The organism is Roseateles chitinivorans, from assembly GCF_050632145.1.
Taxonomy (GTDB): domain Bacteria; phylum Pseudomonadota; class Gammaproteobacteria; order Burkholderiales; family Burkholderiaceae_C; genus Roseateles; species Roseateles chitinivorans_B.
This window is the reverse complement of sequence record NZ_CP192577.1, coordinates 3,825,777-3,845,164: the sequence shown is the minus strand read 5'-3', so window position 1 is coordinate 3,845,164 and position 19,388 is coordinate 3,825,777. Positions and strand designations below refer to the sequence as shown.

General features: G+C 68.4%; 19 protein-coding genes and 1 tRNA gene. 7 read left to right on the top strand and 13 right to left on the bottom strand.

What is annotated here, in order from left to right:
- Window positions 1-104 precede the first annotated feature (104 nt).
- From ACQ86G_RS17675 to ACQ86G_RS17665, 3 genes are read left to right on the top strand one after another with little or no spacing between them, the layout of a single operon-like run.
- Window positions 105-968, top strand: a complete 864-nt coding sequence (locus ACQ86G_RS17675) for an alpha/beta hydrolase family protein (RefSeq protein WP_431256550.1) — start codon at window positions 105-107, stop codon at window positions 966-968.
- 16 nt (window positions 969-984) lie between these two features.
- The gene (locus ACQ86G_RS17670) at window positions 985-1,749 is read left to right on the top strand and encodes a hypothetical protein (protein WP_431256549.1); all 765 of its coding nucleotides are present in this window, start codon (window positions 985-987) and stop codon (window positions 1,747-1,749) included.
- 32 nt (window positions 1,750-1,781) lie between these two features.
- Window positions 1,782-2,606, top strand: a complete 825-nt coding sequence (locus ACQ86G_RS17665; RefSeq protein ID WP_431256548.1) for a helix-turn-helix domain-containing protein — start codon at window positions 1,782-1,784, stop codon at window positions 2,604-2,606.
- Between the two features lie 23 nt (window positions 2,607-2,629).
- Here the strand turns inward: ACQ86G_RS17665 and ACQ86G_RS17660 are convergent, their stop codons facing one another.
- The 9 genes from ACQ86G_RS17660 to ACQ86G_RS17620 all read right to left on the bottom strand — a co-directional run bounded on the left by ACQ86G_RS17660 (window position 2,630) and on the right by ACQ86G_RS17620 (window position 10,126).
- On the bottom strand, window positions 2,630-3,427 hold the full coding sequence (locus ACQ86G_RS17660) for an N-acyl homoserine lactonase family protein (protein ID WP_431256547.1): 798 nt from the start codon (window positions 3,425-3,427) through the stop codon (window positions 2,630-2,632).
- Window positions 3,428-3,500: 73 nt separating this feature from the next.
- Window positions 3,501-3,734: a hypothetical protein gene (locus tag ACQ86G_RS17655; RefSeq protein ID WP_431256546.1), complete on the bottom strand. Its 234-nt coding sequence runs from the start codon at window positions 3,732-3,734 to the stop codon at window positions 3,501-3,503.
- 447 nt (window positions 3,735-4,181) lie between these two features.
- Window positions 4,182-5,480: a sensor histidine kinase gene (locus tag ACQ86G_RS17650; RefSeq protein ID WP_431256545.1), complete on the bottom strand. Its 1,299-nt coding sequence runs from the start codon at window positions 5,478-5,480 to the stop codon at window positions 4,182-4,184.
- Complete coding sequence (locus ACQ86G_RS17645) at window positions 5,464-6,147, bottom strand: response regulator transcription factor (RefSeq protein WP_431256544.1); 684 nt, start codon at window positions 6,145-6,147, stop codon at window positions 5,464-5,466. The genes ACQ86G_RS17650 and ACQ86G_RS17645 overlap by 17 nt, the downstream gene beginning before the upstream one ends.
- Before the next feature lie 154 nt (window positions 6,148-6,301).
- Window positions 6,302-6,703 carry a hypothetical protein gene (locus ACQ86G_RS17640; RefSeq protein WP_431256543.1) on the bottom strand — a complete coding sequence of 134 codons (402 nt, stop codon included), beginning with the start codon at window positions 6,701-6,703 and terminating at the stop codon, window positions 6,302-6,304.
- Window positions 6,704-7,205: 502 nt separating this feature from the next.
- Window positions 7,206-8,372, bottom strand: a complete 1,167-nt coding sequence (locus ACQ86G_RS17635) for a HAMP domain-containing sensor histidine kinase (RefSeq protein WP_431256542.1) — start codon at window positions 8,370-8,372, stop codon at window positions 7,206-7,208.
- A complete protein-coding gene (locus ACQ86G_RS17630; protein ID WP_431256541.1) occupies window positions 8,369-9,076 on the bottom strand; it encodes a response regulator transcription factor in 708 nt (235 codons plus the stop codon). Before ACQ86G_RS17630 ends, ACQ86G_RS17635 begins: the two co-directional genes overlap by 4 nt.
- Entirely contained in the window at window positions 9,054-9,377 is a 324-nt protein-coding gene (locus ACQ86G_RS17625; protein WP_431256540.1) for an ATP-binding protein, read from the bottom strand. The genes ACQ86G_RS17630 and ACQ86G_RS17625 overlap by 23 nt, the downstream gene beginning before the upstream one ends.
- Window positions 9,377-10,126, bottom strand: a complete 750-nt coding sequence (locus tag ACQ86G_RS17620; RefSeq protein ID WP_431256539.1) for a hypothetical protein — start codon at window positions 10,124-10,126, stop codon at window positions 9,377-9,379. The genes ACQ86G_RS17625 and ACQ86G_RS17620 overlap by 1 nt, the downstream gene beginning before the upstream one ends.
- Before the next feature lie 377 nt (window positions 10,127-10,503).
- Here ACQ86G_RS17620 and ACQ86G_RS17615 point away from each other — a divergent pair, with 377 nt between their 5' ends.
- Window positions 10,504-13,362 carry a valine--tRNA ligase gene (locus ACQ86G_RS17615; RefSeq protein WP_431256538.1) on the top strand — a complete coding sequence of 953 codons (2,859 nt, stop codon included), beginning with the start codon at window positions 10,504-10,506 and terminating at the stop codon, window positions 13,360-13,362.
- Here the strand turns inward: ACQ86G_RS17615 and ACQ86G_RS17610 are convergent.
- Window positions 13,304-14,278, bottom strand: a complete 975-nt coding sequence (locus tag ACQ86G_RS17610) for an NAD(P)-dependent oxidoreductase (RefSeq protein WP_431256537.1) — start codon at window positions 14,276-14,278, stop codon at window positions 13,304-13,306. The two genes, ACQ86G_RS17615 and ACQ86G_RS17610, sit on opposite strands and share 59 nt — an antisense overlap.
- An 84-nt stretch (window positions 14,279-14,362) precedes the next feature.
- On the opposite strand from ACQ86G_RS17610, the gene galU reads away from it, so the two are divergent.
- On the top strand, window positions 14,363-15,232 hold the full coding sequence (gene galU, locus ACQ86G_RS17605; protein WP_067274262.1) for a UTP--glucose-1-phosphate uridylyltransferase GalU: 870 nt from the start codon (window positions 14,363-14,365) through the stop codon (window positions 15,230-15,232).
- Window positions 15,233-15,333: 101 nt separating this feature from the next.
- Here galU and ACQ86G_RS17600 read toward each other — a convergent pair whose 3' ends face one another.
- The 3 genes from ACQ86G_RS17600 to cysM form a co-directional block, all read right to left on the bottom strand.
- Window positions 15,334-15,561 carry a sulfurtransferase TusA family protein gene (locus ACQ86G_RS17600; RefSeq protein ID WP_088406471.1) on the bottom strand — a complete coding sequence of 76 codons (228 nt, stop codon included), beginning with the start codon at window positions 15,559-15,561 and terminating at the stop codon, window positions 15,334-15,336.
- Window positions 15,562-15,626: 65 nt separating this feature from the next.
- Complete coding sequence (locus ACQ86G_RS17595; RefSeq protein WP_431256536.1) at window positions 15,627-16,154, bottom strand: NUDIX domain-containing protein; 528 nt, start codon at window positions 16,152-16,154, stop codon at window positions 15,627-15,629.
- Window positions 16,155-16,220: 66 nt separating this feature from the next.
- Window positions 16,221-17,150, bottom strand: coding sequence for a cysteine synthase CysM (gene cysM / locus ACQ86G_RS17590; RefSeq protein WP_431256535.1), 930 nt, complete (start codon window positions 17,148-17,150; stop codon window positions 16,221-16,223).
- A 143-nt stretch (window positions 17,151-17,293) separates the two neighbouring features.
- Between cysM and ACQ86G_RS17585 the strand changes: the two genes are divergently transcribed.
- Together ACQ86G_RS17585 and ACQ86G_RS17580 are read left to right on the top strand one after the other, a co-directional pair.
- Window positions 17,294-17,378, top strand: a tRNA-Leu gene (locus ACQ86G_RS17585).
- Between the two features lie 531 nt (window positions 17,379-17,909).
- Window positions 17,910-19,304, top strand: coding sequence for a TolC family protein (locus ACQ86G_RS17580; RefSeq protein ID WP_431256534.1), 1,395 nt, complete (start codon window positions 17,910-17,912; stop codon window positions 19,302-19,304).
- Window positions 19,305-19,388: the final 84 nt, after the last annotated feature.

Below are 19,388 nucleotides of genomic sequence, written 5' to 3'. Positions count from 1 at the left end.
GGTTCCTCCCCCGGATGCGTACAAGGCACTCGGACGGTGCGCTTCCTAGACTGGGTCCGCCCTGCCGCATCTCGCGGCACGGGCGCCTCATCAAGGGAGACACCATGACTCAGAGAGCTTCGCTGCGGACCGCCCTGCGGGCCGCCGCCCTGTGCGTCGCCTTCGCCGCCTTCGCCGCAGGCAGCGCCTCGGCGCAGATCGGCCCGGATCCCACCTCCGCCAGCCTCAACGCCACCGCGGGATCGTTCTCGGTCTCGACCAGCAACGTCACGCTGGCGCGCGGCTTCGGCGGCGGCACCATCTACTACCCCACGACCGCCGGGCGCTATGGCGTCGTGGCCATCAGCCCCGGCTTCACCGCCACGGAATCCAGCGTCGCGTGGCTGGGCCGCCGGCTGGCGACGCACGGCCTGGTAGTGATCACGATGAACACCAACTCGACGCTGGACCAGCCCGCCAGCCGCGCCACGCAGCTGATGGCGGCGCTGAACTACGTGGTCAACAGCGCCAGCAGCACGGTGCGCAGTCGTGTCGACAGCACCCGGCTGGCCGTGGCCGGGCATTCGATGGGCGGCGGCGGCGCGCTGATCGCCGCCGAAGACAACCCGACGCTGAAGGCCGCGCTGCCGCTGACGCCGTGGAACCTCAGCACCAGCTTCACCCAGGTGCGGGTGCCAACGCTCATCGTCGGCGCCGACGGCGACACGGTGGCCTCGGTCGCCGCCCATGCGCGGCCCTTCTATGCGAGCCTGCCGGCCTCGACCTTCAAGGCTTATGCGGAGCTCAACGGCGCCACCCATTTCACGCCCAACAGCACCAACACGCCGATCGGCCGATATGGCGTGACCTGGATGAAGCGCTTCGTGGATGCGGACACGCGGTTCTCGCCGTTCCTGTGCGGCGCGGCGCACTCGGCCTACGCCACCGCGCTGGTCTTCGACCGCTACAACCAGAACTGCCCGTACTGAGCCGCCGGAGGACGCCATGTCGCACCCATCCGATCGTCACCGGGGCCGGCGCGTCGCGCTGGTCCTCGCCGCCGGCGTGGGCGCCGTGGCGCTCCTCGCCTGGCTGGCCGCCGGGGCTCATGTGCCGGCGGCCGTTGAAGACCTGAAGACGGCCTTCCCCTGGTCGCGAGCGGCGGGGGCGTCCGCACCGGTCGCCGCTCCGACCGCCAACGCGAACGCACAGTCGGCGTTCGACGGAGGCGTCAGCGGCTGGCCGCCCCTGGCGATGTCAGCGTCCGCATCTGCGTCGGCCTCGGCATCGGGGCCAGGTCTTGCCGAACCGTCCCGACGCGTGTTCCGCACCGACGCCCGGGGGCGACTCGTCGTCGACCAGCCGATGCGGCTGCGCGCCGAGGCGCTGCTGGCGCTCAACGAAGGCGAGGCGCTGGCTGCCCGCGTGGATGCCGAGCTGGCCGATCTGCCGGCGCCAGCCGCCGCGCGAGCCCGGGAACTGGTCGCGCAGTTCGAGGCCTACCAGACCGCGCAGGCGGCTGCGTTCCCGCCGGGTCAGGCGCCGCTGGTGCCGGAGGAAGGACTGGTGCAACTGCAGACGATGCAGGCGCTGCGGGCGGCCCACTTCGGCGCGGAAGCGGCCCGGGAGATGTTTGCGCAGGACGACGCGGTCGCGCGCCGCATCCTGGAGCTCATGCGCGAAGACACATCCACCGCGCGCAGCATGGAGGAGAAGGCGATGCGCGCCCAGATCCGCTATGACCAGGAGCGCGGCGCGGTCCCGCCTTGACGCGATGGCGCCGCCGGCCGCAGCATGTCCTCATGACGTCTGGCAACTTCGTCGGCCCGCGCTTGGGCCTGTTGGGGGACAGCTTCATCTATGCGAGCGGCGCGGTGCGCTCGCGCGTGCGGCGCCACTCGGTCACGCTGGCCTGCGCGCTGACGCCGCAGCCGCTGAGCGTCAGCGTCGCGGGGCAGCACTGGTCAGGCCGTCTGGTCGCGGTGCGCCCGTTCTCGACGCGCGCCATCGACTCCGGCGGGCAACCCGCCGTGCTGATCGACCTCGAGCCCACGCACCCGCGCTACAACACCTTCAGCCGCTGGTCGGACAGCGCGCCGGTGCGCGTGCTGGACGAGCAGCACTTCGCCGGACTGCTGGACTGCGCGTCCGCCTTCGCCCATCACGGGCTGAGCGGGCGACGGCTGCAGGCCTCGGTGCAGATGCTCGTGGGCAGCGTCGCCGACAGCGTGTCGCCGCATCGGCCGCTGGATCGCCGCGTACTGCAGATGATGGCCGGCCTGCGACTGGATCCGGCGCAAGACCTGGCGGCGCTGGGCGCGCCGGTGGGACTGTCCGCCGCGCAGGCTTCTCGCGGGTTCCTGAAATCGCTGGGCATCTCGGCCCGGCAGTACGCGCTGGCGGTGAAGATCCAGCGCGCGGCCATGTTCTTCGGCAGCGGGCGAGCGCTGACCGCCATCGCGCAGGCGTCCGGGTTCACCGACTCCGCCCATCTGGCGAAGGTGTGGGTGCGCTGCTACGGCGAATGCCCCTCGCGCTACTTCGGGCAACTCCGCAGCGCACCGGAGGGTCACGTGGACCATGCCTGGCGGCAGAGGGTCAGCTTGATGGGCGCGAGCGGCGGGTGACGAGCGGCCTCGCCCGTCCGCGGCTACTTCGCCGCCGCCGGGAATGCCGGCAGCTTCCCGATGTCGCGCGGGTCGTGCTGGATGATGACCGTGGCCTTGAGGTTCTTCTCGATCTGCTTGACGCGCTGGATCGAGGCCAGCGTCTGCGCCCGGTCGTCGTTGAAGCCCGGCACGCCGTCGTGCTCGTAGTTCTCGTGGAAGTGGACGGAATCCCCGCTGAGGATCACCGGCCCCATCTCCTTGAGGCGGACCAGCAGGATGCTGTGTCCCGGCGTGTGCCCCGGCGCGCGCAGGACCATCACGGTGCCGTCGCCGAAGACGTCCTTGTCCGCGCTCAGCGGCTCGACCTTGCGCTGCTCGGCGATCCACTCGGCGAAGCCCTTCGCGTTCGCGCCGGCCATCGGCGGCGTCGCGTTGACGGCCTCCCAGTCGGCCTTGCCGATCAGCAGCGTCGCGTTCCTGAACAGGCTCACCTGACCGGTGTGGTCGGCGTGGAAGTGGCTGATGCCGACGTACTTCACGTCCGCGGGATCGATCTTGATCTGCTTGAGCAGGTCCCCCAGCGGCTTGTTGGTCGCGTTGGGCGCGGAGCCCGGCAGGTAGCCGGTGTCCCACACCATCACGTCCGCGCCATGCCGGATGACGTAGCAGCTGAAGGTGAAGGGCTTGGACGTCTCGGTGTAGGCGAAGGTGTCGCTGAAGCGTCGCGGGTCGTTGGTCCCGTTGCCGCAGTCGAGTCGCGTCAGCGTGACGTCCTGGGCCGCCGCCGACAGGGAGAAAAGTGCGCCCGCGGTGAGCGCCATCCAGAAGCGTGTCTTCATGTCGTCTCCTTGATCGCGGCGATGATAGCCACGAAGCGTCACCGGTGCTGTCCTTCGGGACGGACGAAGGGCGTCAGGTCGGAAGTGGGCAGGGGCCGCTGCTCTTGAGCGAGGTCGCGACAGACCATCCCGTCGAGCCATCAAGCGCCTTGACCTGGACCGCGCCGGCGTTGCACGTCCGGCGCCCGATCACGATCAGATCCGACTCGCGGGCGAGCATCCGAGGCACCACGCCGAAATGACCGGAGGCCACAGAAACCGCGTCCTGCTCCGAGTCGAAAACGGAAACGACGTCCGCCGCCAGCATGGCGTCCTCCTCCGGCCGCAGACTTCCGCAAGCCGACAGGCAGAGGAGGACCGCGACAGCCGTCGCGCTTGCGGAGAGATTGAAACGGTGAAAGTGCTGCACGCCTTGATAACCGGGAGCCTTTGATCGACGGGATTATTGAGCGGAACGGGACTCCCCAGGTACGGAGAAGCCCGGCCGGGCTCAACCGACGAACGTCGCCAGGTCAGAACAAGGCGCGCACCAGGGCCTGGGAATAGCCCGTCTGCACGCCGGTGCCGGTGCCGGTGCCGGTGCCGGATGGTCTCGGCGTATTCGTCGCAAGCCCACTGGCAGGCAGCATGGCGGCCTGCCCTTGAGGACGCGCGGCGGGCTCCGCAGAAGGACTGCGATCCGGCCCGGCATCCACGGCCGCCGTCATGTCGCATCGCACCTCCAGCCCCGGTCCCGGCGATCGCCGATGCGCGCTCAACCGCCAGCCGTGCGCCGACGCGATCTCGGTGCAGATCGCCAGCCCCAGTCCCGCCCCTGCTCGCGCCGGTCGGCGCCGCGCCAGAAGCGCTCGAAGATGCGCGGCAGGTCCTGCTCGGCCACGCCCTTGCCCTGATCCGAGACCGTGAATCCGTCCGGTGCCGCCATCAGCGTGACCACGCCCTCTCGCGGACTGTGCTGGATCGCGTTCTCCAGCAGGTTCTTCAACAGCGTGAAGAGCGCGCCGCGATCCGCGCGCCACAAACGCAGCGAGGGACTCAGGTGCAGGCCCAGGGTCACGTCATGCCGCGCGGCCACGCGTTCCATGAAGTCGAAGACCTCACGCAACGCCGGTGTCGGATCGATCGCCTCGACGCGGTAGTTGCGTTGCTCGCTGGCCTCCGCCAGCAACAGCAGCTGCTGCACCTGGCGCGCGACGCGGTCGACGTCGTCCAGCACCTGGTCGCGCCAGGCGCCGGCCTCGGCCAGCTCCACCTGCGCGCGGATCAGCGCCAGCGGCGTCTTCAGTTCGTGCGCGGCATTCGACAGGAACTCCTGCTGCGTCTTGAACCCGCCTTGCAGCCGGTCCAGTGCCGCGTTGAAGGCCTCGACCAGCGGGCGCAGCTCGCGCGGCTGGTCGGCGGCGGGCAGGCGCTCGGCCAGCGTCCGGGGCGCGATGCGGCGTGCGGCGCTGGACGCCGCGCGCACCGGCAGCAAGGCCTGACGCAGCGCCACGTTGATCGTGATCAGGAAGATCAGCACGAAGGTCGCGCCCAGCGCGATCACGCCCTGCCGGAAGACGTCGAAGCCGATCGACTCCCGCATCTGCAGCACCATGCGGTCGGTCACGGCGAACTGCACGTACCAACGGCGTCCGGCGTGATCGAAGGGCACGGTCGCGCCGTGCATCGCGATGCCCTTGCGGCTGAAGACGAAGGACTGCCGCCGTGGCTCGAACTCCTTGCCGTCCGGCGCGATCGTGGTCTTGATGCCGTCCGACGAATAGGCGACGTAGCCCTCCTTGTCCGCCACGCGCAGCATGACCTCGTGGCGCAGGCTGTCGAACAGCCAGGGCTCGATCGCCTTCTCCTCGATGCCGATCGGCCAGCCCTGCGCATCGAAGCGCAGATGGCGCGCGATCGACTCGCCGTTGTCCTCGATCTGGTCGCGCAGCACCCAGCGCGTGAACGGCTCCCACAGCACCATGGAGGCGAAACCGACCAGCACCGCGCTCAGCAGCATGCTGGCCGCCAGCACCGCCAGCACGCGGTTGCGCAGGCTATTCGGCCACCGCATCTTGAAGCGCATACCCGTGATTCCTGAGATTGACGATGCGCAGCGCCGAGCCGAGCGAGCCCAATTTCTTGCGCAGGCGATGCAGCGCGACGTCCAGCGCGTTCGGCGTCACCGCCTCGGACAGCCCCCAGGCCGCCGCCTCCAGCGCCGCGCGCCGGACCGTGCGTCCCTGCTGCTGCACCAGCGCGATCGCGATCTGCAGTTCCGCCGGCGCCAGCGCCACCGAGACTTCGCCGCGCACCAGCAGCGCCTCCTCGATCACGACCTCGATGTCGCCGAAGACCGCACGCGGTGGCCGCACCGCGACCGATCGGCGCATCAGTGCCCGCACACGCGCCACCAGTTCCTCCATCGGGAAGGGTTTGGCAAGGTAGTCGTCGGCGCCGGATTCGAGTCCGTCGATGCGGTCGTGCAAGGCGTCGCGCGCCGTGAGCATCAGGCAGGGCGTGCCCTGGTGCGCCGCGCGCAGGCGCTTGACCAGCGCCAGACCGTCGCCGTCCGGCAGGCCGCGGTCGATGACCAGCGCGGCATAACCGACGTCGCGATGCGCGACCCAGGCAGGCTCCATCGCATGGAAGACATCGGTCGGAATGCCGGCGGCCTGCAAGGCCTGACGGATCAGGTCGGCCAGCCGGACGTGATCCTCGATCAGGGCGATTCGATTCATGGGCAGCGGGGGCGGAAATGCGGATGTTAAGGGCGCATCCTCCGGTCCCCCGACTTACCCGCGGCTTACCGAGCCAGGATGCGAGCCAGGATGGATCGGGCCACGACGGATCAGCCCGATACGGATCGGGCCCGGCGGCCTCCTGCAGCGCCCCTCACGCCGCTTCCGGCACCGGCTCGTGGTACTGCACCACCGGCACGCCGTCACGGATGGCCTGTTCGTAGACGCCGAGCATGCCCAGCGCCTCGCGCAGGTCGTCGCGGATCGCCGCGGAGGCGATGACCGCCTCGTCGTCGTTGCACAGCGCGCCTTCCTCCTCGTCATCGCGCTTGAGCCGGCAGACCAGCTCCGCGATGACGGCGGCATGCTCGACGCGCTCGCGCAGCGTCTTCATCGCCAGGCCGACCGTGATGTCGCGCCGCGGCACGCAGTATTCGACGCTGCCCGGCGCGAAGCGGCTCAGCGACGGGTACATGCGCGACTGGTAGAGGAAGGCTTCGAATTCCTGGCCGTTCAGGCGCAGCAGCGGCCGGAGCTCCAGCAGACGGCGCTGCATGAACAGCGTCTTCGCGGGACGCGGGGCGGGCGCGGCGGCCGCCCCTCGTCGCCGGACGGGGGCGCTGGGGGCGGTGGGGCCGGCGGCGCGCCGTTGCCGGTGCCGTCGCTGGCGTCGACGGCCCGCGCAGCGAGGCCGGCGCCGGGCTCATCGTCGAGCTCGTCATCGAGGCTGTCGGAAAAGGCGGACGCACCGCTGAAGCGCGCGGCGGCAAGGGGGCCGGACGCACCGGCGTGAGAGTAGGACATCGAGGACATGGACAACTCCAGTCAGATCGGATCAATTCATCAACATCACCTTCATCGGGATGACATGGACCGCGCCTGACGACGCGGGAGATGGATCTTCCTCGCGCCGCCGACAAGACCTGGCACGAAAAGATCAATGAAATCGATTCAATGAAATCGTCGGCATCGGCGCCACACGGCTTCTCGCAGGCAGACTGGCTCGTCTCGGTAGGCGAATCGTCAGGTGCCACTCGGATGAGTGGGTGAGCCTGCCGTCAGGGGAATCTCACCACCGCCTCGAACCCCGGCTGCGCGTTGCGCAGCTCCAGTCGACTGCCGTGCGCCTCGGCGACGAGGCGGCACAGCGACAGGCCGAGGCCCACGCCTCCCTCGCTGCGGGCCCGTGCCTCGTCCGGCCGGAAGAACGGCTGGCCGAGCTGGGACAGCACCTCCGGCGGCACACCCGCTCCGTGATCCCGCACGGAGAGCTTTGCGCCACCGCCGTCGCGCTCGACGCTCACCATCACCGGTCCGACGTCCGGATCGTTGTGCCGCAACGCGTTGTGCACCAGGTTGCGCAGCAGCAGCTGCACCCGCATGCGGTCCAGCCTCAGCACCGGCAGGTCGCGGTCGACACGCAGCGCCACGCCCGGCTGATCCTGCTCGCGCGCCAGCGCGCCGAGGTCGCAGTCGGCCACCTGCAGCGCGCGGTGCCCGCTGCCCAGGCGCTCGCTCTCCAGCAGCGCCGAGATCAGCTCCCGCATCTGCGCGAGCTCGTCCAGCAGCGCCTCCTTCGACGCGCCCTCGTCGACCAGCTCCGCATGCAGCCGTGCCCGTGTCAGCGGGCTTCTCAACTCGTGGCTGATCGCCAGCAGCAGCGCCCGCTTGCCGTCGAGCATGGCCTGGATGTCCTCTGCCATCTGGTTGAAGCGGTGCGCGAGGTCGCCGATCTCGTCGCGGTGGTAGATCGGGACGCGATGCTCGAGATCGCCTCGTCCGAAGGCTTCCGCGCCCGCCGCCAGTTCGCGCAGCGGCCCCACCAGGTGGCGGATGCCGCCGTAGGCAAGACCCGTCACCAGCAACAGCAGCGGCACCGCCCACAGCAGGCCGTACTCGACCTGCATCGACGCCCACAGGATGCCGATGCCGGCGCAGGCCAGTACGACGAAGATCGCGATCAGCCGCGCGCCCAGCGAGTGCTTGAACTGCGCGTGATGCCGGTGCCAGCGCTGGTGCCAGCGGTTGCGCGCCCGCATGTGCCAGCGCCAGCCGCGCTCGCGCGGGAAAGGGATGCCCCCGGCCTCCATCTCCGCCCAGCGGCGCATCTTCTCCAGCTTGTGCATGCGCCGCAGCTGCCGCGCGCGGCGCCGCCATTCCTCACGGTGCGCGTGGCGCTGGCGCGGATCGTTCCAGTGGTCGTAGGGATGACGCGGGTCGGTCATGCGCCCTCCTCCGCCGCCGGCAGGGCGAAGCAGTAGCCCGCGTTGCGCAGCGTCTTGAGCGCCTCCAGCGGCTCGAGCTTGCGGCGCATCCGGCTCACCAGGATGTCCACCGCCCGCGTGTAGAGGTCGGCTTCCTGGCCGCGCAGGCGGTTCAGGATCTCGTCGCGCGAGAACACCCGCCCCGGCTCGCGGGCCAGCATCAGGAGCAGTTCGTACTCGGTGCTGGTGAGTTCGACCGGTCCCGCCATCACCGTCACGACACGGCGGGCCGTGTCGATGTCCAGGCCCGCGAAGCGCAGCAGCGTCGCCGGCACGGAGGCGGCCGGCGCCAGCCGCGTGCGGCGCAGGATGGTCTGCAGCCGCGCCGCGAGTTCGCGAGGCTCGAAAGGCTTGGCCAGGTAGTCGTCGGCGCCCAGTTCGAGGCCGACCACGCGGTCGGTCAGGTCGCCGCGCGCGGTCAGCATCAGGATCGGGATCTCGCGCCAGGGCTCCGTGCCGCCGCGCACGCGCTTGCAGAACGCGAAGCCGTCCATCTCCGGCAGCATGCCGTCCAGGATCAAGGCGTCGAAGCGCTCCTCGGCCAGGCGCGCGAGCGCGGCGCTGGGCCGCGTCACCGCGCTCAAGTCGAAGTCGAAGCGCGCCAGGTAGCTCGCCAGCGGCGCGGCCAGCGCCTCGTCGTCGTCAATCAGCAGCAATCGATGCATCGTGGCGTCCATTGTGGCTGTGCCGGACCAGCGTGATCGCCCGTTCGGGACAGGCCTTGACGCAATGGCCACAGGCGCGGCACACGTCGGCGTTGGGCGTGAAGGCCTGCTGCCAACCGTGCGCGTAGCCGCGCAGCTTGCCGAACAGGGTCAGTTCCTTGCGCCGTTCCGCCGGCAGCGTGCCGACCGAGAAGACACCGTACGGGCAGACCTCGACGCAGTCGCCCTTGCCCTCGCAGCGGTTGCGGTCGATGACCGGCCGCAGCAGCCCCGGGGGCTGCCGGCAGTCGCGGCTGTCCATCAGAGGCTCCGATCGCTGGAACCGTCATGGCCATCGCGGCCATCGCGGCCGTGATCGCGACCACGCCCGTCCTGCCCGTCACGCCCCTCGCGGGCGTCACCGCCACGACCCGCCCGGCGGCGCAAGCGGCGCAGCATGAAACGCAGCATCTGCTGCTGGTCGAAGTCCAGGGCGTCGAAGAAGTCGCCGAAGGCGGCGACCAGCGCCGGACCGGTCGCGCGCAGCGCCTCGATCTGGCCGTCGAAGAGTTCCTGCGCCTCGTCGCGGCGGAAGTTCTCGCTCTCGAAGAGCCGCGCGACCTCCGGGCCGCGCGCCAGCGCCTTCACCGCGCGCCTGGCCGTGGCGAGCTGGTCGACCAGCCGCTCCAGCAGTTCGGACTGGCTGTCGCTCAGGTCCAGAAAGGCGCGGGCCCGGGCTTGCAGCCTCTCGCCGCGGCCGGCGTGGTGGGCATCGGATCCCAGGCCCCCGCCGAAGCCGTCCCACCCATGACCGCCGTGGTGACCATGGCGACCGTGGTGGCCGTGGCGGCCGTGTCCGCGTCCATGTCCTCCATGGCGGCCGTGTCCAAGACCGCCCCAGCCCCAGGGGAAGCCGCCGAAACCACCGAAGCGGTACCAGGGTCCGGTGACGGGCAGCGGGCCGTAGAAGCCATCGTCACACACAGGGCCGAAAGGACCGAAGCGGCCATCGTGGCCGAAGTGAGCGTGCTGACGTTCATGGTGGTGGCTCCAGCGTCGAAACAGATGCATGTTGCAATTCCTCGGTAAAGCCCGGGTGTCCGGGCGGTGAATCCATGTCGCCATGATTCCCATGCCCCCTCGCCAGGGCATCTCACCGCGGTATCGCTGTTTTTCGTTTTGTATCGCCGCCGCCCGCCCGAGGGAATGCCTCCAAGGGGGAACCGGGCGAAACGCAGAGAAGACGCCGGGCAAACGGCGTCCCTGCTGACACGACGCGTCAGGGAGTCGGGATTCGACAGCGCCCTCCACGGTGGGAAGCGTTCCCCCTCTGGGGTGTCCCCCGTCTCAGGCCGTCCGCCGCGGGCGTCGCGGGGTCCCGCCGCCCTACAATCGCCGGCTCACCTTGTCCCTCGCCCAGATGACACCGCTTCACGGCGGCCTGCCCCATGACCGAACTCGCCAAGTCCTTCGAACCCGCCTCTCTTGAAGCCCATTGGGGCCCGCTGTGGGAGTCCAAGGGCCTTTACGAGCCGACGCTCGATCCGGCCAAGCCGTCGTTCAGCATCCAGCTGCCCCCGCCGAACGTGACGGGCACGCTGCACATGGGCCACGCGTTCAACCAGACCATCATGGACTCGTTGACGCGCTACCACCGCATGCGCGGCCACAACACGCTGTGGGTCCCCGGCACCGACCACGCCGGCATCGCCACGCAGATCGTCGTGGAGCGCCAGCTGCAGGGCCAGGGACAGAGCCGCCACGACCTGGGCCGCAAGAACTTCGTCGCCCGGGTCTGGGAGTGGAAGCAGCAGTCCGGCTCGACCATCACCCAGCAGATGCGCCGCATGGGCGACTCGGTGTCGTGGGGCCACGAGTACTTCACGATGGACGAGAAGCTGTCGCCCGTCGTCGTCGACACCTTCGTCAAGCTCTTCGACGAGGGCCTGATCTACCGCGGCAAGCGGCTGGTGAGCTGGGACCCGATCCTGAAGTCCGCCGTCTCCGACCTCGAGGTCGAGAGCGAGGAGGAAGACGGTTCGCTGTGGCACATCCGCTATCCGATGGCCGAGGGCGAGGAATCGCTGGTGGTCGCGACCACGCGTCCCGAGACGATGCTGGGCGACACCGCCGTCATGGTCCACCCGGAGGATGAGCGCTACAAGCACCTGATCGGCCGCCAGGTGAAGCTGCCTATCACGGGCCGCCTGGTGCCGGTGATCGCCGACGACTACGTCGACAAGGAATTCGGCACCGGCGTCGTCAAGGTCACGCCGGCGCACGACACCAACGACTACCAGGTCGGCCAGCGCCACCAGCTGCCGATGCTGACGATCTTCACGCTGGACGCGACCGTCGTCGACACGATGGACGAGATCCCGGCCGAGTACCGCGGCCTGGACCGCTTCGCCGCGCGCAAGCTGATCGTCAAGTCGCTCGAGGACCAGGGCCTGCTGATCGAGGTCAAGAAGCACAAGCTGATGGTGCCGCGCTGCACCCGCACCGGCCAGATCGTCGAGCCGATGCTGACGGACCAGTGGTTCGTCGCCACCAGCAAGCCGGGCCGGGACGGCAAGTCCATCGCGCAGAAGGCGATCGACGTCGTCGCCAGCGGCGAGGTGAAGTTCGTGCCCGAGAACTGGGTCAACACCTACAACCAGTGGATGAACAACATCCAGGACTGGTGCATCTCGCGCCAGCTCTGGTGGGGCCATCAGATCCCCGCCTGGTATGGCACCGGCGGCGAGATCTTCGTCGCCCATGACGAGGCCGAAGCCCAGGCCAAGGCCGCCGCGGCCGGCTACACCGGCGCGCTCAAGCGCGACGAGGACGTGCTGGACACCTGGTACTCGTCGGCGCTGGTGCCCTTCTCGACGCTGGGCTGGCCGGCCAAGACGGTCGAACAGGACCTGTTCCTGCCGTCGTCGGTGCTGGTGACCGGCTACGACATCATCTTCTTCTGGGTCGCCCGGATGATCATGATGACGACGCACTTCACCGGCCAGGTGCCGTTCAAGCATGTGTACATCCACGGCCTGGTGCTGGACGCGCAAGGCAAGAAGATGAGCAAGTCCGAGGGCAACGTGCTCGACCCGGTCGACCTGATCGACGGCATCGAGCTGGCCCCACTGCTGGACAAGCGCACGCAGGGCCTGCGCAAGCCCGAGACCGCGCCCAAGGTCCGCAAGGCCACGGAGAAGGAATTCCCCGAAGGCATCCCCGGCTATGGCGCCGACGCGCTGCGCTTCACCTTCGCCGCGATGGCGACGCTGGGCCGCAGCGTCAACTTCGACAGCAAGCGCTGCGAGGGCTACCGGAACTTCTGCAACAAGCTGTGGAACGCCACCCGCTTCGTGCTGATGAACACGCAGGGCCAGGACTGCGGCCTGGTGGAACACACCAAGGAGCAGTGCGCCCCCGGCGGCAGCGCCCACGGCTACCTGCAGTTCTCGCAGGCCGACCGCTGGATCGTCAGCGAGCTGCAGAAGGTCGAGCAGGCCGTTGCGCAGGGCTTCGAGGACTACCGCCTGGACCAGGTCGCCAACGCGATCTACTCGTTCGTGTGGGACGAGTACTGCGACTGGTACCTGGAGCTGGCCAAGGTGCAGCTGCAGACGGCGCAGGCCGAAGGCAACGAGGCCGCGCAGCGCGCCACGCGCCGCACGCTGATCCGCGTGCTGGAAACCATCCTGCGCCTGCTGCACCCGATCGCGCCGTTCATCACCGAGGAACTCTGGCAGACCGTCGCCCCGATCGCGGGCCGCAAGTCCACCGACTATCTGGTGACAGCGGCCTATCCGGTCGCCCAGCCTGAACGCATCGATCCGCAGGCCGTCGCCTGGGTCGAGCAGCTGAAGTCGGTGGTCGGCACCTGCCGCAGCCTGCGCGGCGAGATGGGCCTGAGCCCGTCCGACCGCGTGCCGCTGCTGGCCGGCGGCGACCTGTCCTTCCTGCGCGAGGCGGCGCCCGCGCTGAAGGTGCTGGCCAAGCTGCAGAGCGTCGAGCTGATCGAGGACGAAGCCGCGTTCAATGCGCAGAGCGCGATGTCGCCGGTGCTGGTGCACGGCGCGGCGCGTCTGGCGCTGAAGGTGGAGATCGACGTCGAGGCCGAGCGCGCCCGCATCGCCAAGGAAATCGCGCGTCTGGAGGGCGAGGTCGCCAAGGCCAAGGCCAAGCTCGACAACGAAGGCTTCGTGGCGCGCGCGCCGGCTGCCGTCGTGGAACAGGAGCGTCAGCGCATCGCCGACTTCAGCGCCACCGTGGCTCGGCTAAAAGATCAGACAGCGCGCCTGGGTGGGTCGGTCTGAATTCAGGCTGAACGGCGGGCGTGGCCAGGATCTCGGAGATCCGCCGCGCCACGCTCCACGCGGCGCGCATCCGTGACTCGCGCGTCGTCGCCGCGATCCGCGGCGTGACCTGCAATCCGGGCACGCCGTGCAACGGACGGCCGGTCTCCATCAGGCCCGGCTCCATCAGGTCCAGCCACGCGGCGAGCAGCCGACCGCCTTGCAGCGCGTCGGCCAACGCCTGTTCATCGAACAGCGCCGAGTGCGAGGTCGACACCAGGACCTGGGACGGCTTGCAGAAGTTCAGCACCCGCTCCCCGATCAGGCCGCGATAACGCGGGAAATAGGCCAGTTGCACGCTGACCGCGTCGGCCGCCTGCATCAGTTCGCGCAGGCCGTAAGGCTCGATGCCCCACTGGCCCCAGAGCGGGTCGGCATGGTGCAGGCTCGGGTCATAACCGATCACGCGCGCACCAAAGGCCGGCAGCAGCGTCGCCAACTGGCGCGCCGACGGGGTGAGGCCGACCAGGCCGACGGTCGCGCAGCCGAGCTCTCGTCCGACCCAGTGGCCGTCCGCCCCTTGCACCGGCACGCGACGCAGCAGCGCCAGCAACGCGCCGATGACGAACTCCGCCTCTGCCGACGCCGCAGCGGTCGGCGCGCGCACCACCTCGATGTTGGCGGCACGGCAGGCTTCGAGATCGATGTTCTCCGCGCCTGCGCCGATGCGGCCCACGGCACGCAGGCGGGGGGCACGGCGGATCATCTCCGCATCGAGCGCGATCGAGGCGGGCAAGAAAATTGCCTGGGCCTGCGCAACATGCTCTCTCAAGGCGTGCGGCGCCTCCGCCAGATCGGGTGCGGCCTGGATGACGTGGCGCTCCGCCAGCCATTCCAGGACGTCAGCCTCCAGCGGTTCCAGGACTAGCACTGCCATGAGTGGTTTGGAGAGGTTTGTTTGATTTTCTTTCAGCTGTGCCGTGCAAGAATGCCGGCGCAATTACCGTCGGAGTGTACGTAAATGGCCCTCATCAACAAGGCAATCTTCCCGGTTGCTGGACTCGGCACACGCTTTCTGCCCGCCACCAAGGCGCAGCCCAAGGAGATGCTGCCCGTGGTCGACAAGCCGCTGATCCAGTACGCGGTGGAAGAAGCCTACGCGGCGGGCATCCGTCAGATGATCTTCGTGAACGGCCGTAACAAGCGTGCCATCCCGGATCATTTCGACACCGCCTTCGAACTCGAGACCGAACTCGAAGCCGCCGGCAAGAAGGAACTGCTGGCGATGGTGCATTCCATCAAGCCGGACGACATGGAGTGCATCTACATCCGCCAGCCCAAGGCCCTCGGCCTGGGCCATGCGGTGCTGTGCGCGCAATGCGTGGTCGTCAACGAGCCCTTCGCGGTGCTGCTGGCCGACGACCTGATGGTCGGCAAGCCGCCGGTGCTCAAGCAGATGGTGGACCAGTTCTCCGAGTGGCAGGCCTCCATCCTGGCGGTCCAGGAAGTGCCGGCCGAGCACACCAAGCGCTACGGCATCGTGGCCGGCGCGCCGATCAGCGACCGGCTGATGGACCTGACCCACATGGTCGAGAAGCCCGCTCCCGAAGATGCCCCGTCGCGCCTGGGCGTGGCCGGCCGCTACATCCTGACGCCGGGCGTGTTCCGCGAGATCGCCACGCAGCCGCGCGGCGTCGGCGGCGAGATCCAGCTGACCGACGGCATCGCCGCGCTGATGCGCCGCGAGAAGGTCTTCGCCTTCCGTTATGAAGGCAAGCGCTACGACTGCGGCAGCAAGGAAGGTTTCCTGCAAGCCAACGTCGAACTGGCGCTGGCTCATCCGGAACTCGGCGCCAGCTTCCGCGAGTACCTCAAGGCGCTGGAAATCTGACCGCGCTGAACTTCTGACGGCAGGACTTCCCGTCACTGCCCGGTCATGAAGCACGAAGGCCACGCTCTGCGTGGCCTTCTTCATTTCAGGGAACGCTCGATTCAGCGTCGCTTGAGCACGTGGATGAATTCGTCGCCTGCCGCGGTCTGCTCGACCAGCTCATTGCCGGTCTGCCGCGCGAAGGCCTGGAAGTCGCGTGTCGAGCCGGGATCCGTCGCGACGACCTTCAGCAACTGGCCGCTTTCCATCTCCGCCAGGGCCTTCTTGGCCTTGAGGATGGGCAGCGGGCAGTTCAGTCCGCGGGTGTCGAGTTCCTTGTGAATGTCCATGAGAGCGTCCTTGCCGCCGATGACCGGGGCCGATGAAGCGATTCTAGTCAGCGCGTGCTGGCGCTTCAGCTGCGAGGCGCCATCCACTTCGGCTCGATGCCACGCCCGCGCAACCAATCCGCCAGGGCCTGGCCCGTACCGGCCGGCCAGCATGCCAGTTGATCCGGCGGCGTCAGCGTGTACTCGACCAGCTCCGGCGACAGCGTGACTTCGCCACGCGCGGGCACGTGATAGGCGATGATGATCTGGTTCTTCTTCTGGAAGTCGTAGACGCCGATCAGCGTCGCGCCGAGCGCCTCCAACGAGGTCTCTTCCAGCACTTCGCGCCGGATGCCCTCTTCCGGCGATTCACCCGCCTCCATGAAGCCGGTGATCAGGCCGAAGAACGGCCCCGGCCACGCCGCGTTGCGCGCGAGCAAGACCTGACCCTCGCGGTCGACGCACTCGACGACGGCGGCCAGCACCGGGGTCGGGTTGTTCCAGTGGGTGAAGTCGCAGTTCGGGCAACGCAGCCGGGTCTTCGGACCGCCGTCTTCCGGCAGCTCGATCCATGCCAGCTCACTGGCGCATTGCGGGCAGAAACGGAAGCTCATGAGGCGTGGGCGCCGGAGCGCCTGCGTGTCGTGGAGCGGCCATCATCCCCGATTGGCCTTGCGGCGTCAGGCCGGAAAGACGCCAGTCGACAGATAACGGTCGCCGCGATCGCAGACGACGAACACGATCGTCGCGTTCGACACCTGGCGCGCGATCTGCATCGCGACCCAGCAGGCACCGGCCGCCGAGATGCCGCCGAACAGCCCCTCCTCGCGCGCCAGGCGGCGGGCCATGTCCTCGGCATCCGACTGGCCGACCAGCACGAGCTCGTCCACGGTCTCGGGGCGGTAGATCTTGGGCAGGTAGGCCGCCGGCCATTTGCGGATGCCCGGGATGCGTGAGCCCTCTGCCGGCTGCGCGCCGACGATGCGCACGTCGGGATCCTTCTCCTTCAGGAAACGCGAGACACCGGTGATGGTGCCGGTCGTGCCCATCGCGCTGACGAAGTGCGTGATGCGCCCGCCGGTGTCGCGCCAGATCTCCGGCCCGGTGGTCTCGTAATGGATCCGCGGGTTGTCGCTGTTGGCGAACTGGTCCAGCACCCGGCCCTTGCCGTCCCGCTGCATCTGCTCGGCCAGATCACGGGCGTACTCCATGCCGCCGGAACGCGGCGTCAGGATCAGTTCGGCGCCGAACGCCTTCATTGTCTGGGCGCGTTCGATGGACAGGTCCTCCGGCATGATCAGCACCATGCGGTAGCCGCGGATCGCGGCGGCCATCGCCAGCGCGATGCCCGTGTTGCCGGACGTCGCCTCGATCAGCGTGTCGCCCGGCTTGATCTCGCCGCGCTCCTCGGCACGCCGGATCATGCTGATGGCCGGGCGGTCCTTCACCGAGCCCGCCGGGTTGTTCCCTTCCAGCTTCGCCAGCAGCACGTTGCCGCGCGCGGCGAGCTCGGGACCGAGCACCCGTTGCAGCCGAACCAGCGGCGTGTTGCCGATGACATCTTCCAGGGTCGGGTAGTTCGTGGGATCGAAGGCGCTTGCATCACTCATGCCCACGATTCTCTCAGCGGAGGCCAGGTCTTGCGTGGCATAATGTCTTTCTCATTTCGCGGCTCTCCGTTGCCTTCGCGGCAACGCTTCAGCGCCGCAACGCAGGTCACGCCCAGTGGCCTCGCGATCAGCAAGACCGTGCCGCCCGGATGGCGAAATCGGTAGACGCAGGGGACTCAAAATCCCCCGCCGCAAGGTGTGCCGGTTCGAGTCCGGCTCCGGGCACCACTCTTCAAGTGGTCAGGTCTTGGCAACTGATCTTCAAATCGCTTCGCTTCTCCTCCGAGCGACGCCCCACGCATCCCCCTCCTTCCGTCAGGTCTACTGCAGCTGCAAGTGCCGCGCAGCCCTGTTTTCGTCGTACTCCGGCGAAATATCCAAGGATATTTGCTAGCTCAAATTAACTATGTCATCAGTCAATATAGGCTGGTAGCAAGTTAATTATGACCAGCCCAAGCGAGGACACGCCCATTGAAGTGCGTGCGTGGGCAACAAATGCCGACATCGGCCTCCCACCCAACAATAGCAAACGCTGACAAATCGGCCGATCGGTCGCTCACGTAAATCAAATCCGGAGAATTTCCACAAGCGTTCAAAGTTTCCTCAAGCGAACTCGGCCAACCTATTTATCTGGTGCCCTGACATGAATCTAATGCGTCCCATGGTTGATCGCCGCGGACGCAGCGTTCAACCGTTCCAGCAATCCGGACGTCCTCCGATGTCCGACACATTCGCGCCACGGCGCGGAGGAACTGAGACATGGACGCACGATTCATCCGGCACTGGCGACGCTCGACCGGCATCACCACGATCGCCTGGCTCCTGCTCGCACTTTCCGCCCGGGGTGCGGAACTTCCCGGATGCGATCTCCCAGGCGACGCGGCCGCGCCGCTGACGCTGACCGCCGCCGTCGACGCCGCGCTCTGCCGCAACGTCAAGACGTCGACCGCCTGGCACTCCCTCCAGGCGCGGACGGCCGAGGTCGGCATCGCCCGAGCCGCCTCGTTGCCGACCGTCAACGCCAGTCTCCAGGCCCAGAACAGCATCACCCGCGCACCCGGTGCCACGGATCCCACCAGCCGCACGCGCGGGCTGGGTGGGTCCGTCGGCGTGAACTGGCGCCTGTTCGACTTCGGTGAGCGCGCGGCCAACCAATCCACGGCCGACAGGCTGCTGGAAGCGGCGGTCGCCAGTCGTGACGATGCCGTGCGCAAGACGGTGGCCGAGACCGTACAGGCCTACTACGCCGCCCTCCAGGCGCGAGCCACGCTGGAAGCCCGACAACAGGCTGCGCGCCAGGCGGCCCGCACCTTGGCCGCGGCTGAACGGCGGGAGGAACGAGGCGTCGCCGGCCGCAACGACACGCTGCAGGCGGAGACCGCCCTGGCCCGCGCTCGGCTGTCCCGCCAACGCGCCCAGGCGGATGTCGACAAAGCCTTCTCATCGCTCGGCTACGTGATCGGCACGCCCGTCGGCACGACGCTGACCCTGCCGGCTCGAGTGCAGACCGACGACAGCACGCCGATGCCCGACCTCGCCGCGCTGATGGACGACGCCCGCATGCATCACCCGGCCATCCTGGCCGCCCGGGCGCAACGAGATGCCGACGCCCGCAAGGTGTCCGCCACCCTGTCCCAGGGTCGGCCCACTGTCGATGTCAGCCTGTCCCATCAGCGGAACGGATCAGCCAATCAGACCCCCTCCACCGGACGCTCGAGCACGATCTCCGCTGGATTCATCGTGAATATTCCGATATTCGATGGGTATTCCAACAAATACCAGGTCCAGCGCGCCCGCGCACAGGCTGAAGTTTCCGAAGCCCAGGTCGTCGACGCCGAACAGCAGGTATTGAGCGAACTCGTCACCGCTGTTTCAGATGTCCATTCCTCTCGGGCGTCACTGGATTCGTCGAAGCAGTTGCTGGATACCGCCACGACCGCCCTGGAATCAGCGGCCAACCGCTATCAGCGCGGCGTCGGCGACATCCTTGAATTGATCAACGCCCAGAACGCCCTCGGCGATGCCCTGGAATCCCAGGCGCAATGCGAATCCCTGTGGCATGCCGCGCGCTTGAAGCTCCTGGCCGATATCGGGCAATGGCGCGGCGGCACGGATTCCGTATCCGTCGTCACTGCCGCATTCCCGTTCCGCTGACCCGCTCTCACGACAACCGTCGACTCGGTTCCTCGCCGTCTGGCGCCAACCGATCCGGACCTCCCTCCATTCCAGCAGCCATCC

What these genes read in the sequence shown, in the direction of transcription:
- ACQ86G_RS17635 (WP_431256542.1), bottom strand. Translation starts at nt 8,372, where the DNA reads ATGACCGACCCGCGTCATCCCTACGACCACTGGAACGATCCGCGCCAG.
- ACQ86G_RS17640 (WP_431256543.1), bottom strand. Translation starts at nt 6,703, where the DNA reads ATGCAGCGCCGTCTGCTGGAGCTCCGGCCGCTGCTGCGCCTGAACGGC.
- galU (WP_067274262.1), top strand. Translation starts at nt 14,363, where the DNA reads ATGGCCCTCATCAACAAGGCAATCTTCCCGGTTGCTGGACTCGGCACA.
- ACQ86G_RS17630 (WP_431256541.1), bottom strand. Translation starts at nt 9,076, where the DNA reads ATGCATCGATTGCTGCTGATTGACGACGACGAGGCGCTGGCCGCGCCG.
- ACQ86G_RS17655 (WP_431256546.1), bottom strand. Translation starts at nt 3,734, where the DNA reads ATGCTGGCGGCGGACGTCGTTTCCGTTTTCGACTCGGAGCAGGACGCG.
- ACQ86G_RS17580 (WP_431256534.1), top strand. Translation starts at nt 17,910, where the DNA reads ATGGACGCACGATTCATCCGGCACTGGCGACGCTCGACCGGCATCACC.
- cysM (WP_431256535.1), bottom strand. Translation starts at nt 17,150, where the DNA reads ATGAGTGATGCAAGCGCCTTCGATCCCACGAACTACCCGACCCTGGAA.
- ACQ86G_RS17665 (WP_431256548.1), top strand. Translation starts at nt 1,782, where the DNA reads ATGACGTCTGGCAACTTCGTCGGCCCGCGCTTGGGCCTGTTGGGGGAC.
- ACQ86G_RS17610 (WP_431256537.1), bottom strand. Translation starts at nt 14,278, where the DNA reads ATGGCAGTGCTAGTCCTGGAACCGCTGGAGGCTGACGTCCTGGAATGG.
- ACQ86G_RS17645 (WP_431256544.1), bottom strand. Translation starts at nt 6,147, where the DNA reads ATGAATCGAATCGCCCTGATCGAGGATCACGTCCGGCTGGCCGACCTG.
- ACQ86G_RS17615 (WP_431256538.1), top strand. Translation starts at nt 10,504, where the DNA reads ATGACCGAACTCGCCAAGTCCTTCGAACCCGCCTCTCTTGAAGCCCAT.
- ACQ86G_RS17660 (WP_431256547.1), bottom strand. Translation starts at nt 3,427, where the DNA reads ATGAAGACACGCTTCTGGATGGCGCTCACCGCGGGCGCACTTTTCTCC.
- ACQ86G_RS17625 (WP_431256540.1), bottom strand. Translation starts at nt 9,377, where the DNA reads ATGGACAGCCGCGACTGCCGGCAGCCCCCGGGGCTGCTGCGGCCGGTC.
- ACQ86G_RS17650 (WP_431256545.1), bottom strand. Translation starts at nt 5,480, where the DNA reads ATGCGGTGGCCGAATAGCCTGCGCAACCGCGTGCTGGCGGTGCTGGCG.
- ACQ86G_RS17670 (WP_431256549.1), top strand. Translation starts at nt 985, where the DNA reads ATGTCGCACCCATCCGATCGTCACCGGGGCCGGCGCGTCGCGCTGGTC.
- ACQ86G_RS17600 (WP_088406471.1), bottom strand. Translation starts at nt 15,561, where the DNA reads ATGGACATTCACAAGGAACTCGACACCCGCGGACTGAACTGCCCGCTG.
- ACQ86G_RS17675 (WP_431256550.1), top strand. Translation starts at nt 105, where the DNA reads ATGACTCAGAGAGCTTCGCTGCGGACCGCCCTGCGGGCCGCCGCCCTG.
- ACQ86G_RS17595 (WP_431256536.1), bottom strand. Translation starts at nt 16,154, where the DNA reads ATGAGCTTCCGTTTCTGCCCGCAATGCGCCAGTGAGCTGGCATGGATC.
- ACQ86G_RS17620 (WP_431256539.1), bottom strand. Translation starts at nt 10,126, where the DNA reads ATGCATCTGTTTCGACGCTGGAGCCACCACCATGAACGTCAGCACGCT.